This is a genomic window from Janthinobacterium sp. P210005 (genome assembly GCF_036231865.1).
In the GTDB taxonomy this organism is placed as follows: Bacteria; Pseudomonadota; Gammaproteobacteria; order Burkholderiales; family Burkholderiaceae_D; genus Janthinobacterium; species Janthinobacterium kumbetense.
In genome coordinates this window covers 127855-142766 of the sequence record NZ_JAZARC010000004.1, presented here as the reverse complement: position 1 = coordinate 142766, position 14912 = coordinate 127855, and the positions used below count along the sequence as shown (strand labels likewise).

Annotated in this window: 11 protein-coding genes; 6 read left to right on the top strand and 5 right to left on the bottom strand. The window is 64.7% G+C overall.

Annotation, left to right across the window (positions count from 1 at the left end; all coding sequences use genetic code 11):
- Positions 1 to 16: 16 nt before the first annotated feature.
- The 5 genes from VPH40_RS17225 to VPH40_RS17205 all read right to left on the bottom strand — a co-directional run bounded on the left by VPH40_RS17225 (position 17) and on the right by VPH40_RS17205 (position 6365).
- Positions 17 to 892, bottom strand: coding sequence for a Kdo hydroxylase family protein (locus VPH40_RS17225; RefSeq protein ID WP_328574035.1), 876 nt, complete (start codon positions 890 to 892; stop codon positions 17 to 19).
- Between the two features lie 78 nt (positions 893 to 970).
- On the bottom strand, positions 971 to 1342 hold the full coding sequence (locus VPH40_RS17220) for a lysozyme inhibitor LprI family protein (protein WP_305054451.1): 372 nt from the start codon (positions 1340 to 1342) through the stop codon (positions 971 to 973).
- Between the two features lie 120 nt (positions 1343 to 1462).
- The gene (locus VPH40_RS17215; RefSeq protein WP_328574034.1) at positions 1463 to 4435 is read right to left on the bottom strand and encodes a sensor histidine kinase; all 2973 of its coding nucleotides are present in this window, start codon (positions 4433 to 4435) and stop codon (positions 1463 to 1465) included.
- Positions 4436 to 4554: 119 nt separating this feature from the next.
- The gene (locus VPH40_RS17210; RefSeq protein WP_034751750.1) at positions 4555 to 5133 is read right to left on the bottom strand and encodes a superoxide dismutase; all 579 of its coding nucleotides are present in this window, start codon (positions 5131 to 5133) and stop codon (positions 4555 to 4557) included.
- A 212-nt stretch (positions 5134 to 5345) separates the two neighbouring features.
- Positions 5346 to 6365 (bottom strand): LacI family DNA-binding transcriptional regulator, encoded by a 1020-nt coding sequence (locus VPH40_RS17205; protein WP_289900011.1) that lies wholly within the window; start codon positions 6363 to 6365, stop codon positions 5346 to 5348.
- A gap of 420 nt (positions 6366 to 6785) precedes the next feature.
- Between VPH40_RS17205 and VPH40_RS17200 the strand changes: the two genes are divergently transcribed.
- The 6 genes from VPH40_RS17200 to VPH40_RS17175 all read left to right on the top strand — a co-directional run bounded on the left by VPH40_RS17200 (position 6786) and on the right by VPH40_RS17175 (position 14912).
- Positions 6786 to 8075: an extracellular solute-binding protein gene (locus VPH40_RS17200; RefSeq protein WP_099665107.1), complete on the top strand. Its 1290-nt coding sequence runs from the start codon at positions 6786 to 6788 to the stop codon at positions 8073 to 8075.
- 7 nt (positions 8076 to 8082) lie between these two features.
- Entirely contained in the window at positions 8083 to 9072 is a 990-nt protein-coding gene (locus VPH40_RS17195) for a carbohydrate ABC transporter permease (protein WP_305063612.1), read from the top strand.
- Entirely contained in the window at positions 9069 to 9887 is an 819-nt protein-coding gene (locus tag VPH40_RS17190) for a carbohydrate ABC transporter permease (RefSeq protein WP_305054455.1), read from the top strand. Before VPH40_RS17195 ends, VPH40_RS17190 begins: the two co-directional genes overlap by 4 nt.
- A gap of 27 nt (positions 9888 to 9914) precedes the next feature.
- A complete protein-coding gene (locus VPH40_RS17185; protein ID WP_328574033.1) occupies positions 9915 to 11288 on the top strand; it encodes a GH1 family beta-glucosidase in 1374 nt (457 codons plus the stop codon).
- Between the two features lies 1 nt (position 11289).
- Positions 11290 to 12342, top strand: a complete 1053-nt coding sequence (locus VPH40_RS17180) for an ABC transporter ATP-binding protein (RefSeq protein WP_328574032.1) — start codon at positions 11290 to 11292, stop codon at positions 12340 to 12342.
- Between the two features lie 107 nt (positions 12343 to 12449).
- Positions 12450 to 14912 (top strand): TonB-dependent receptor, encoded by a 2463-nt coding sequence (locus VPH40_RS17175; protein ID WP_328574031.1) that lies wholly within the window; start codon positions 12450 to 12452, stop codon positions 14910 to 14912.

Sequence of the window (14912 nt, the reverse complement as noted above, 5' to 3'; positions counted from 1 at the left end):
GCAGTGCCTGGCCAGGCTAGGCCAGCGGGCGTTGCAACTGGCGCTCGAGGATGGCCAGCGGCGACTTGTCGGGGGCGGCCATGGCACGCACGGGCAGCAGCCAGGTTTGCTCCAGCGCATGTTGTCCCCGCAGGGCCGCGTGCGATACGGCGTCGCTGAAGATGATCCACGTCTGGCCCGGCGCGAAGGCATGCGTGTGCTGTTCCACCTGCGCCTGGTAGGCCAGGTCGGCCTTCATGGCGTCGTGCAGCTGCAGCATGTAGTGATCGTAGGCCGTGCGCCGCGACTTGGTGACGTGCAGCCATTGCAGCATGGCCGCCAGCACGGGCTGCGGACGCTGCGCGACGGGTAAAAAATGCTGCGCCACCTGCTCGAAGGGCGGGCCCAGTTTCCACACGCGGGGCGCGTCGCGCGGGTGGATGTTGGTGAAGACGCGCAGGATGCGCCGGCCCTGCGTGGGCGAGGAGGGGAAACTGTCGATATGCAGGCGCGTATCGTCCTTGCGCCAGGAGGTTACCCTGCCGGCGATTTCCACGGGGCGAAAGCTGCCCTTGCCTTGCTGCAGATGCGCCTGGTAGCTGGGCAGCAGGCCGGCCAGCAGGCTACGCGTGTGCCGCGCATAACGCTGCATCAGCGCCGCCAGCAGGGCCGCATCGCAGGCGTCACCCTGGCCGCGCACGCCGCGTACCGGTTCCCAGCTGATGTTCTTGGCGCCGCTGGCGTTACCCGCCGCGCCGTTCAGCAGCCCATGCTCTTCCGGGTGCAGCGAGAATCCCAGGCGGGGCAGCAGCAGTACTTGCCCGTCTTCGAGGGCTTGCAGCGCCGCCGCCTGCTGCGTGGCGCTGCCGCTGGCGTCCCATTGATCCAGGGAAATATCGATGAGTTTGCTCATGGCATAAACGGAAAGACCTCCGAGTGGCCAGTATGGGGGATTACCGCCCGCTCGCGTTTGCGCTGGCGCAGCTTCAGCTCACAGTTTGCTGTTCTGGCAGCCGGCGCTCACGCATTCGCGCACGCGGTCCTGCAAAAATTGCGCGCGTTCGATGGTGGTCTGGGTGGCGCAATCGAGGTTCACATAGAAGCCCGAGGATTCGCGTTTCGAACAGTTCTGGTTGCGTGCGCTGATCCACGCCAGCTGGCCCGCTTTCAGCTTTTGCTTGCCGCCGGCGTCGAGCTGTGCTGCGAGTTTCTTGTAGTTGGCGTTGAGTTCCTTGTCCGCTTCCTGGTACACCTTGTTGAGGCAATACAGGCCGTCGAAGTCGTTGCGCGGCGTGTCGCAGGCCGAGTTGGCGAAGGCGGAAGCGGAGGCGCAGAGCAGCAGGGCGAGCAGGCATTTTTTCATGGAGTGCTTTCAGGAAGTGGTGTGGCGGGATAGGCGAGCCAGGCAGCGCTCTTGCGTATCGTATAACATTTTTCATCGAGGCCGCAGACGCTTGCCCGCCCGTCCGCCGGCGCCGTGCCGTCAATAGGCCAGGCGGCCCGGCACGCTCACTTCGATCTGCGTGCCGGCGCCGGGGCGGCTGTCGATGCGCAGGCTGGCATCGATGGCGGCGGCGCGCTCGCGCATGCCGACCAGGCCCCAGTGGCCGGGCCGCTGGCCCGTTTGCGCCACGGCGTCATCGAGGCCGCAGCCGTCGTCGCGCACGCGCAGGGTGAAGGCCTGCTCCGCATAGTCGAGTTCCAGCACGATGTTTGCCGCTTCGGCATAGCGCGAGGCGTTGAACAGCGCTTCGCGCGCGATGGCGTAGATTTCGTCATGCACGCGCGGCTGCAGGCGCCGGCAGATGCCGCTGACATGCACCGTGAAGGCGTGCGCGCGGTGTTCGGCCAGGCCCTTGCCGAATTGCTGCAGCGCCAGCCGCAGTTCGTCGGGTTCGGCCGAGGCGCGCAAGTCCATGATCTGGTCGCGGCCTTCGATCAGCAACTGGTCGGCCAGGTTGAGGGTGCCATCGAGGCGCGCCCGTTCGCGCGTGCCCTTGGGCAGCATGTCCGCATGCGCATGGAACGACAGGATCAGGCCTTGCACGCTTTGCAGCAGCGTGTCGTGCAGCGAACGGGCGATGCGAGAGCGTTCGGCCAGGCGCTCCTGCAAGCGTTCCTGCAACCGTTCCTGCATATTGCGCGTCAGATGGCGGATGCGCAGCACATAGCCGCCATACAGCAGCAGCGCGGCGCCCAGCGCCAGCAGCAGCGCGAACCACGGCGTTTGCACGAAGGCGGGCGCGATGACGATGTCGAGCCCTGTCCCCTGCGTGTTCCACACGCCGTCTTCGTTGGCGGCCGTGACGTCGAAGCGGTAGCTGCCGGGCGCCAGGTTGGTGTAGTACGCTTCGCGGCGACCCACCGCCTCCTGCCAGCCGGCGTCCACGCCCGCCAGCCGGTAGCGCAGGCGCACGCGTTCCGGCATCGACAGGCTCAGGGCCGTGAAGCCGATCTGCAGGTTCCGGCTGCCCTGCGGCAGGTGCAGCGGCTTGCCGTCGTCCAGCGTGTAACGCACGCCATCGGCCAGCAAGCTGTGGATCTGCACGGGCGGCGGCAGGCGATTGCGGCGGATATGCAGCGGGTCGAGCATGGCGATGGTGGCCGAGGTGGAGAACCACAGCTTGCCATCGGGCGCATGGATCAGCGACGGCACGGGGCGCAGCTGCGAGGCATGGCCCTGCAAGCCGTCGAGCGCGTCGAAGCGTTCCGAGACGACGGCGCTGCCGTCGCGCATCCACGCGGCCAGGCTGGCGGCGGCGATATGCTCGATGCCGTCCGCGCCATGCAGCCACAGGTCGCCGTCTGGCAGGCGCACGATGCCCGACACGCCGCGAAACGCCGCGCCTTGCGCACCGCGCAAGGTGTGGAAGCGGCCGGCGCGGTACAGGGCCACGCCGTTTTCGCCGCCGGCCCACATCATGTCGCCATCGCGGTACAGCTGCAGCACCGTGCCCACCTGCAGGCCCTCGGGTGCGCCGAGCCGCCTGACGGCGCCCGCGCGCTGGCCATCGGCCACCAGGCTGATTGTATTGTCGGCATGGCCGAGCCAGACGGTGCCGGCGCCATCGATCGCCATGGCCGTGGTCAGCACCGCCGGCAGGCCGGACAGGCCGCCATTGGCGATCCATTCCCCTTCGCTCAGGCGAAACAGGCCGCCGCCGGAAAACGAGGCCCACAGGGCGCCGGAGCGGTCTTGCTGCAGCGCCTGCGGATCGAGTCCCAGTACGGGCGGCACCACGCGCGTCATGGCGCCGTTGCGCGCGCGGTGGTGCAGTTCCTGCTCGTTCCCCAGCCACAGCGTGCCGTCGGGCGCCCAGTGGCTGGCCGCCAGCGCTCCTTTCAATTCCACCTTTTTCACCCCGTCGGCGGTAAAGCTGCGCACGTCGCCCACATAGTCGCCGATCCACACGTCGCCATCGGGGCCTGGCAGCATGCCGGGATGGTCGAAGGGCACGGCGACGGGCAGGGTCTGCAGGCGGTTCGGCCGCAGCCGGTCCAGGCCCGTCGACGTGCCGAACCACAGATTGCCTTCGCGGTCCTGGAACGACGATTGCGGCAGCGGGCCGCTGATGCCGTTCTGGCGCGTCAGGCGCTGGGCCGGCAGGCTGGGGCCGGAAGGATCGAACTTGCGCTCAAGGCCATCGGGCTGCATCAGCCACATGGTGCCGGCGCGGTCGAAGCGGATGCCGTTGCCCGTGGCGTCGGGACGGATGGGCGCATCGCCGCGCGGCGCGCTGGTGCGCACGCGGTAGTAATTGCTCTGGTTGTCGACGGCCCAGATGGCGCCATCGGGTGCTTCATCCATACTGGTGAGCATGGTGCGCGGCCAGGCATGGGAAAAGCGCGCCTGGCCCGGCTTGCGGAAAAACACGCCATGCATGGTTCCCATCCACTGTGTGCCATCGCGCCCGAACAGGATCTGGTACACGCGCTTGTCGGGCAGGCCCACGTTGGCGGCTTGCGCTTCGAAACGGTCCGCGCCCGGCGCCAGGCGCGCCGCGCCATCGCGCGTGCCGACCCAGATGCTGCCGTCGGGCGCCGCCTCGATGTGAAATACGGCGCCCGTGGGCAAGCCATCGGCTTCGCCATAGGTGCGCGCGCCATCCCGGCGAAAGACGCTGACGCCGCCGAGGCGGTAGCCGACCCACACGGCGCCGTCCGGCGGCGTGGCCAGGCCCAGCACATTGCTCGACGGCAGACGGTAGCCGTACACGCTGTCGACGCGGTCGAAGCGCACGCCATCGTAGCGGTACAAGCCGGTGGCCGTGGCGATCCACAGCCAGCCATCCTGGCCCTGGGCGAATTTCAGTACGTCGACGGGCGCGCCTTGCAGGGCGCCCCAGGCATTATGCGTGTAGTCGGACAGCAGGGGAGAGGGGGAGGCCGCGTATGCGTGCAGGTGCAGCGCCAGCAGGGGCAAAATCGACAGGCGGCGCAGCAGGCGAGCGGACATCGGGGCAGGGTGGGGTGGGAAGATGCTGATTGTAGCGCAGCGCCTCGCCTTTCAGCAGGCAAAAAAAAAGCCCGCGCGGGGCGGCGCAGGCTTTTTCTCCTTACGTTGACAGGAACTGCTTACGCGAAGTTCTTGGCAACGAAGTCCCAGTTGACCAGGCCCCAGAACGTTTCCACGTACTTGGCGCGCAGGTTGCGGTAGTCGATGTAGTAGGCGTGTTCCCAGACGTCGCAGGTCAGCAGCGGCTTGTCGCCGGTGGTCAGCGGGCAGCCTGCGTTCGAGGTGTTGACGATGTCGACGGAGCCGTCGGCTTTTTGCACCAGCCAGGTCCAGCCCGAACCGAAGTTGCCCACGCACGACTTGGTGAATTCTTCCTTGAACTTGTCGAACGACGACCATTTGGCGTTGATCGCGTCAGCCACGGCACCCGCAGGCGCGCCGCCGCCGGCCGGCTTCATGCCGTTCCAGTAGAAGGTGTGGTTCCATACTTGCGCTGCATTGTTGAAGATGCCGCCCGACGATTTCTTGATGATCTCTTCCAGCGACAGGTTCTCGAACTCGGTACCCTTGATCAGGTTGTTCAAGTTGGTGACATACGCCTGGTGATGCTTGGCATAGTGGTATTCCAGGGTTTCTTTCGAAATATGCGGCGCCAGAGCGTCCATTTCATACGGCAGTGGTGGCAGAGTATGTTCCATGTGATGTCCCTTTGTGGTGAATGTTCGGAGTCTTCCAGCCTGCGGCCGGAGGGTTGAGCCAAGCTTGCTTGAAGCAGGCATTCTTGCTGAACGAGCCACTATTGTAAAGCGGATGCGCCATTGCTGCAGATTCCCGCATGCGTTGCGGATGCCGTTTGCGTACTGATTCTCGTTCAGCCTGAATCGGGCGGAAAAGTTCCCAGCCGCAAGCCTCAGCGGATGCGTCGGGTGGTTTCCCTGACGATCAGTTCCAAAGGCGGAATGGCCGCCTGCACGGCTTCGCCATTGATCAGCCCCAGCAGCGCTTCGGTGGCGATGCGGCCGATGTCGTACAGGGGCTGGTGGATGGTCGTCAGCGGCGGCGTCGTGTAGGACGAGCCGGGCAAGTCATCGAAGCCGACGAGCGAGATATCGTCGGGCACGCGGATCCCCTTGCGGTACAGGCACAGGCGCACGCCATAGGCGGACAGGTCGTTGGCGGCGAAGACGGCGCTGAACTGCTGCTGCGTATCGAACAAATGGTTCATGGCCAGCATCCCGCTTGCCTCGTGGAAATCACCTTCCACCATCAGCTTCGGGTCGATGGGTATGTCCGCTTCGCGCAGCGCGCGCTGGTAGCCTGTCAGGCGTTCGGCCGCATCCGTGTTGTTGGCGGGGCCGGCCACGAAGGCGATGCGCCGGTGGCCCAGTTCCACCAGGTGGCGCACGGCCAGGTAGGCGCCGTATTCATTGTCGAGCTTGAAGCCGATGGCGCTTTTCGTGGCCAGCAGGCGGCCCGTCGAGACGATGGGCCGCTGCTGCGAGAAATCGAGCACGCTCTCGTCCGAAATGCGTCCCGACAGCAGGATGATGCCGTCGACCTTGCGCGCCAGCAGCAGACGGATGCGATCCGCCTCTTCCTGCGCATTCCAGTGTCCGCTGACGATGACGGATGCGTAGCCCGTGTCTTTCAAGCCGTCGTCCACCCCGCGCAGGCTTTCGTCGAAGAAGGGGCTGGAAATATCCTGCACCACGATGCCGATGGTCATCGAGCGGCCCTTTTTCAGCCCCTGTGCCATCTGGTTGGGCGCGAATTTCATGTGGGCAATCGCCGCCAGCACGGCGTCGCGCTTGTCGTCGGAGACCCTGGCCGTGCCATTCAGGATGCGCGAGACGGTGCTGGGCGACACGCCGGCCTGGCGGGCCACGTCGAGCAGGGTGGAAGGGGGAGCAGCGTGGGCGCTATCGTTCAAGGTGATTCCTGGGTATCAAGATGGCTGGTTGTCAGTGCCCTGAAAACCTTTTCATCGAAAGATTACCATAAATGGCCATAGCTGATAGCGCAGCGGGTCGGGCGCAGCGCGGCTTGGCCAGCAGGGCGCAAGCCGACAGATTCTGGGCCGTGCACGTCGGATGATGCCGGCGCACCTGGGCGGGCCTGCTGATAGTACATTGCTTGAAAACGTTTTCACAAAAAACAACAGCGGCCGAGACAACCCGTATTTTCGCCTCTGTCATAGGGGAACACGCGCCGCGGCATGCCGCTTGCGACGCTTCCCTCAATAAAAATGACAACTTTTTCGGTTGACTTGATTTTCTTTGCGGTGTTAAATGGACACATGTTGTGAAAACGTTTTCAAGATAGAAGACGCTCAATAATCGGAGATGAAATAATGAAGTCAAGCATCCTTGGCGCCGCCCCGCTGGCAGCGCTGACCCTGGCCTGTGGCGTGGCCGCCGCGCCCGCAGTCGTCCCGCCGGCGGCGCCGTTGCCCACGCTGGCCCCCGCCACGATCACCGTCGCCTCGTTCCCCGACCTGGATCGCGCCGTCAAGACGGCCTTGCCCCTGTGGGAAAAACTGTACCCGCAAGTGAAGGTCAAGTTGGTCAGCCTGCAGATCGACGACCACCATAACTCGATGACGACGGCGCTGGCGGCCGGTGCGCGCCTGCCCGACGTGATGGCCATCGACTTCCGCTACGTCGGCAGCTTCGCCGAATCGAAGGGCATGGAAGATTTGCTGCAAGCCCCATACGGGGCAGGGCAGTACCGCGCCCAGTTCGTGCCGTTCACCTTCGTGCAGGCCACCAGTTCGCGCGGCACCCTGGGCGCCATGCCGGCCGACCTGGGACCGGGCACCTTGTTCTACCGCAAAGACCTGATGGACAAGGCGGGCATCAAGGAAGCCGACCTGACGCAATCGTGGGAATCGTACATCGCCGCCGGCAAGAAGCTCAAGGCCGCCACCGGCACCTACCTGCTGGCCGGCGCCAGCGACCTGGCCGACATCGTCATCCGCGCCAATTTGAAAGATGGCGAAGGCATTTACTTTGGCGACAAGGGCCAGGTGCTGGTCGATTCGCCCCGCTTCGTGAAGGCGTTCGAGCTGGCCAAGGCGGCGCGGGTAGCCGGCATCGATGCGCGCACCGTGGCCTGGACTGGCGAGTGGGCCGAAGGTTTCAAACGCGACAAGGTGGCCAGCCAGATGATGGGTTCCTGGCTCAGCGGCCACCTGGCCAAGTGGCTGGCGCCCGATTCGAAAGGCCAGTGGCGCGCGGCGAACCTGCCGGCCGGTGCGCTGGCGTCGTACGGCGGCTCCTTCTACGGCATCCCGAAAAAGGCGACGAACAAAGCCCAGGCCTGGGAATTCATCAAGTTCATGACCGTCAACAAGGATATCCAGCTGCACTCGCTGAAAGAGATCGGTGCCTTCCCGGCCCTGAAGGCAGCCTATGCGGACCCCATGATGGACGAGCCGCAGCCGTACTTCGGCGGCCAGAAGACGCGCTTGCTGGCGCGCGACACGGCGGCGAAGATCCCCGTCATCCGCGTCGACAAGTTCGACGCCGTGGCGCGCGACATCGTCAACATGGAACTGGAAAGCGTGCTGGCGCAAAACAAGGATATCAAGACGGCGCTGGCCGACGCCAAGGCCCTGATCACCCACCGCGCGCGGCGCTAGGAGCAGCATGACTACCTCCATGCCTTGTACCGAGGGCGCGCCCGCTGCCGCTGCAGCGCGGCCCGCCAGGAAACGCTTCAACATGAAGAAGTGGGCGCCGTACATTTTCATCAGCCCCTTCTTCATCCTGTTCGCCGTCTTCAGCCTGTTCCCGCTGCTGTTTTCCATCTATTTGTCGTTCAACCAGTGGGAAGCGGCCAGCGGCGTGGAAGCCATGCAGTGGGTGGGGCTGGATAACTACAAGTACGCCTTGAGCGACCCGTGGTTCTTGCGCTCGTTGGGCAATACGGTCTGGCTGGCGCTGGCTTCGGGCGTGCCGCAGCACCTGGTGGCCATTCCGCTGGCTGCCTTCATCCACAACAGCTTCAAGCGCTCGCGCAACCTCGTGATCGGCATTTACTTTTTACCGTTCATCACCTCCAGCGTGGCCATCGCCATGGTGTTCAACACCCTGTTTTCGCGCGACTATGGGCAGATCAATGTATTGATCGGATGGTGCACCAGCCTGCCGCTGGTCGGCGGCTTGTTCCCTGCGGAGTCGATCGACTGGCTGGGCAGCTCGCTGTTCATCAAGCCGGCCGTCGCCTTCGTCATCTTCTGGCGCTACCTGGGCTGGAACCTGGTGCTGTACCTGTCCGCGCTGCAGGTGATTCCGAAGGATTTGTATGAAGCGGCCACCATCGACGGCGCCTCGAAACGCCAGCAATTCTGGTACATCACCCTGCCACAGCTGCGCCCCATGATCTACCTGGCCGTCACCTTGACAATCATGGGTAATTTGCAGCTGTTCGAGGAACCGTTCGTGCTGGTGGCCGAATCGAGCGGCGTGAGCCAGTCCGTGATGACGACGGCCATCTTCGTCTACAAGACGGCGTTTTCCTCGGGCGACTTCGGCACGGCGTCGGCCATTTCCTGGCTGCTGTTCCTCATCATCGCCAGCACCACCTGGGTCAACAACCGCATCTTCAGCCGCAATGAACGCAAGGAGGTCCGATGAAAACCACCCGCTGGACGGCCTACGCCATGGTGGCCACCGGCGCCCTGATCATGGTCGCGCCGTTCTACTTCATGTTCGTCTTCGCCACGCACACGAGCGCCGAGATCTACAGCCTGCCGCCGCCACGCTGGTTCGGCACGGCCCTGCTCAACAACCTGGAATTGCTGCAGGAGCGCCTGCCGTTCTGGCGCAATATCGGCATCAGCCTGTACGTGGCCCTGATGACCACAGCGCTGACTTTGTTCTTTTGCTCGCTGGGCGGCTATGCCTTCGCCATGTACGAATTCCGCTTCAAGCGGCCCCTGTTTACGCTGGTGATGGCGTCGATGATCATCCCGTCCTTCATGAACATGATTCCCACCTTCATGCTGATGGATTTCCTCGGATGGCTGGACCAGCCGCGCGCCCTGTACGTGCCGGGAGCGGCCGGCGCGCTGGGGATTTTCCTCATGCGCCAGTACATCGGCACGGCGATTCCGAAGGACCTGATCGAGGCGGCGCGCATCGACGGCTGCGGCGAATTCGCCATCTACTGGCGGGTCGTGCTGCCGCTGATCGGTCCCGCCATGGGCACCCTGGGCCTGATCACCTTCATCAACTCGTGGAACAATTTCATCACGCCGCTGGTCGTCATGCGCTCGGTCGAGAACTATACGATCCCGCTGGCCCTGCGCAGCATGCAGGCGCCGAACAACACGGAGTGGGGCGCGCTGATGACGGGCGCCGCCATTGCCGTGCTGCCGCTGCTGCTGATGTTCTTTGTCGCCTCGAAGCGCCTGATCGAGGGCCTCACGCAAGGCGCCGTCAAAGGCTAGCACTCTCTTTAATCCACTCACACTGACATGACCACCATGCATAACGACGACATTGATATCAACTTTCCCGCCACTTTCACCTGGGGCGTGGCCACCAGCGCCTACCAGATCGAGGGCGCCGCGGCCATCGATGGCCGCGGCCCATCCATCTGGGATACCTTCAGCCACACGGATGGCAAGATCATCGACGGCAGCAATGGCGACGTGGCCTGCGACCACTATCACCGCTATGCCGAGGACGTGGAGCTGATCGCCAACCTGGGCGTGAACGCCTACCGCTTTTCCATGTCCTGGCCGCGCGTGCAGCCCACGGGTTCCGGCGCCTGGAACGAGGCCGGCTTCGACTTCTATGCGCGCCTGCTCGACGCCCTGGCCGCCAAGGGCCTCGACGCCCACCTGACCCTGTACCACTGGGACTTGCCGCAAGCGCTGCAGGACGAAGGCGGCTGGCTCAATCGCGCCACCTGCTACCACTTCGCTGCCTATGCGGCCGAGGTGGCGCGCCGCTTCGGCCACAAGGTCGCCAGCATCGCCACCCACAACGAACCGTGGTGCACGGCCGTGCTGGGCCACGGCACGGGCCAGTTCGCGCCCGGCATGGCCGATCCGGCCGCCGCCGTGCAGGTGTCGCACCATCTGCTGCTGTCGCACGGCCTGGCCATGCAAGCCATGCGCGCCGTCAATCCGCCCGCGAAACTGGGCATCGTGCTCAATCAGTGGACGGCCACGCCGGCCACCGACAGCGCCCAGGACCGCGAGCTGGCCGAACTGGAATATGCGCGCTCGGTGCAGTGGTATATGGACGCCATCTTCAAGGGCCGCTACCCGGCCCTGGCCCTGAAACACGCCGACGCTTCCGCTTTATCCATCTTTGAAAACGATTTCATGGATATCAAGCAGCCTATCGATTTCCTTGGCGTGAACTACTACACGCGCGCTTTCATGAGCGCCGAGACGCCGCCGCGCAAGCCCGAATGCACGCTTGGCGTCAACGACATGGGCTGGGAAACCTATCCGCAAGGCTTGACGGAGCTGCTCGTGGGCTTGCACCGCGAATACCGTCTGCCGCCCGTCTACATCACGGAAAACGGCATGGCCGTCGCCGACAAGCCCGTCGGCGGCAAGATCCACGACGAGGCGCGCATCGAATACGTGCAGCTGCACCTGGACGCCTTGCGCGCCGTGATCGCGCAGGGCATCGACGTGCGCGGTTATTTCTACTGGAGCCTGATGGACAACTTCGAGTGGAATTCGGGCTACGCCAAGCGCTTCGGCATGCTGTACGTCGATTACGCCACGCAGCAGCGCAGCTTCAAGGACAGCGCCCTGTGGTACCGCGACTTCATCGCCGCCCAGCGCGCCGCGCATGCCGATGCGGCCGTCCTGGCAGGGGAGCACTGACATGGCGGCCATCTCCCTGCGCGGCATCCGCAAGACCTACGGCGACGGCCCGGAAATCGTCAAGGGCCTGGACCTCGATATCCACGACGGCGAATTCATGGTCTTCGTCGGACCGTCCGGCTGCGGCAAGTCGACCCTGTTGCGCATGATCGCGGGACTGGAAGACATCAGCGCGGGCCAGCTGCGCATCGGCGACCTGCTGGCCAACGACGTGGCGCCCGCAGAGCGGGGCATCGCCATGGTCTTCCAGAGCTACGCCCTGTATCCGCACATGACGGCGCGCGACAACATGGGTTTTGCCCTCAAATTGGCAGGCCGGCCGGAAGCGGAGGTGCGCGCGGCCGTCGGCAAGGTGGCCGAGATCTTGCAGATCACGCATCTGCTCGACCGCAAGCCCAAGGCCTTGTCCGGCGGCGAACGCCAGCGCGTGGCCATCGGCCGCTCCATCGTGCGCCAGCCCAAGGTGTTCCTGTTCGACGAGCCGCTGTCCAATCTCGATGCCTCGCTGCGCGTGCAGACGCGCATCGAACTGGCCAAGCTGCACCAGGAACTGGGCACCACCATGATCTACGTCACGCACGACCAGGTCGAAGCCATGACCCTCGGTGACCGCGTGGCGGTCTTCCACGGCGGCCACCTGGAGCAGGTGGGTGCGCCCCTGGAGCTGTACCGCCATCCGGCCAGCCAGTTCGTGGCCGGCTTCATCGGCGCCCTGCGCATGAACTTTTTGCCGTGCGCCGCCGTTCCCGCGCTGGCCAGCCAGCTCGGCGGCGAGGCGGGCATGCTGGTCGGCATACGCCCCGAACACCTGCGGCTGGTGCCGCGCAATGAAGGCTACGGCGCCACGGTCACCCTGATCGAGCAGCTGGGCGATGCGCAAATCATCCACGCCACGCTGGACGACCGCATCGGTGGCGGCCCGCATGCGGTGGCCATCAAGCTGCACGGCGAGGCGCGCCATGCGCTGGCGCAGGGCAGCGCCATCGGCTTCGCGCCGGAAGAAGGCCATGCCTTTCTATTCGACACGGCCGGGCGCGCCGTGGCTACCCATTGACCCCGCACGGAGGCGACATGACTTCAGATTGACACCCAAAAAATGTGCAGCAGTAGCCAAAGAGCTATGTGATCATCATTCAACCAGCGGTACAGGAGACAACAACAATGCAACAGCTCAAACGCAATACCATCGCCCTCAGCCTGGCGCATGCGACCTTCGCCCAGTTCATCTTGCTGGGCAGCGGCGCCGCCATGGCACAGGAAGCGGCCAGCACTGCGGCAGCCACCGATGCGGCAAAACCGGCCGCCGAGCAGATGGACCGCATCGTCGTCACGGCCACGCGCCGCAATACCTTCGTGCAGGAGACGCCGCTGGCCGTCACCGCCTTCAACCAGGACACCCTGCAAAACAATCAAGTCAAGGACCTGGCGTCGCTGGCCACCATGGTGCCCAGCCTCGTCGTCGAGCAGCATGGCGACTCGGGCGGCGTGCACGTCTACATGCGCGGCGTCGGCTCGGCCAACCACACGGAGCTGGGCGACCCGGCCGTCGCCTTCTATGTCGACGGCGTGTATTCGCCGCGTCCGCAGGGCGCCACGGCGCTGATGTATGACTTGAGCCACGTGGAGGTGGCGCGCGGACCGCAGGGCACCCTGAACGGCCGCAATTCGACGGCCGGCGCCGTCAATCTCGTGTCGGCCGCGCCGAGCACGGCCAAGTTCATGGGCTCGGCCGGCATCACCGTGGGCGACAAGCGCCATCTGCAGACGCAGGGCATGATCAATATCCCGTTTTCCGACGACGTGGCGCTGCGCATCGCCGCCATCAAGGATAGCCACGACGGCACGGTGGACTTCCGTCGCGGCTCGAACGTCATGCCGGGCACGGCCAAGTATGGCGCCGGCGACCAGATGGGCGTGCGCGCCTCCCTGCTGTGGAAGTTCACGCCGCAGTTGCGCGGCACGTTCATCGCCGATTACTTCCTCGACCAGGGCGCCGGCAATGTCTACCTGGCGGCCGAGCCGAAAGCGGGAGAGAAGCTGCGTTCGGCCCTGATCGACACGCCGGGCACCCTGGACCAGTCGATCCTGACCTACAAGGGCAAGCTCAATTACAAGCCGACCGATGCGCTCGACTTCACTTACCTGGGCAGCTGGAGCCGCTACAAGCGCCAGAACAGCAACGATGCCGATGCGGGACTGTTCCCCGGCTTCAAGTCGGAAAACCGTACCGACTGGGCGCAGTTCGACAGCTATTCGCACGAGCTGCAGGCGCGCTCGGACGACGATGCGCCGTTCCAGTGGGTGGCGGGCCTGTTCCTGTTCAATGAAAAGAACAAGGTGCGCTTCGATATCGACCGCAGCCAGATTTCGCAGGCGGCCGTGCAGCAGGATATCGCCAACGGCGCCGTGATTTTCGTGCAGCCCACCGTGGGCCAGTATGCCTCGGCCATGTCCTTCATCCAGGGCGACCGCCAGCTCAAATCGAAAGCCGTGTTCGGCCAGGTCAGCCAGCAAGTGACGGACCAGATCAAGCTGACGGCCGGCGCGCGCTATACGAAAGACCATAAATTCGATATCGGCGGCAAGAACTGGGCTTGCCCGAACTGGCCCGCGAATACGCCGCTGGGCACCACGGTCCTTACTGCCGACCAGCTGCGCCAGCTGGTCACGCCCGGCACGGGCCTGGCCAACACGCACAATATCGGCCCCGGCGGCGCCATCACGGCGGCCAGCTGCGGCAATACGCCGGGCGACAACACGGCCGACCTGAAATACGGCCAGGCCACCTGGCTGGGCCGCATCGAGTACAAGCTGCGCCCGGATATTTTGCTGTTCGGCTCCGTGACGACGGGCTTCCACTCGCCGGCCATCGGCGACGGCGGCGCCACCACCAAGCCGGAAAAGCTGACCAGCTATGAAATCGGCTTCAAGTCGGACCTGCTGAACCGCGAACTGACCCTGAACCTCGATGCCTTCCTGATGAAGTACAAGGACAAGCTCGAGTCGCAGGTGGTCAACAGCGTGCTGGCCAACTTCAATGCGGCCGGCGCCACCGTCAAGGGCCTGGAAGCGGAATGGGTCTGGCGGCCAACAAAGGTCGACCGCCTGACGGGCAACGCCACCTGGCTGAAGGCCGTGTATGACGACTTCATGTCGTGCGACGTCGATGCGGCGCGCGCGAATGGCCAGTCCTGCGGTTCGACGGCGCCATTGGTGAGCGTGGGCGGCAGCACCATGAAGCATGCGCCGAAGTTTTCCACCACGGTGCAGTACGAGCATGATTTCAATGTCGCCGGCGGCCAGCTCACGCCGCGCGCCTCGGTGCACTACGAAACCATGTCGTATGTGGGCGCGGGCGCATTCAACGGCGACGTGCCGGGCCATGCCGGCGTCAAGCGCCAGGAAGCGTATACGACGCTGGACCTGAGCCTGCGCTTCCAGCCGGCGAACAAGGCCTATACGGTGGAAGCGTTCGTGCAGAATGCCACCGACAAGGCCGTCAAGCTGGACGTCAATGAAATCTGCACGGACGTGGGCATGCCATGCCAGCCCACGCAGCAGATCTACGGCGCCTTCTACAACGCGCCGCGCACCTTTGGCGCGCGCGTGTCGATGAAGTTCTGA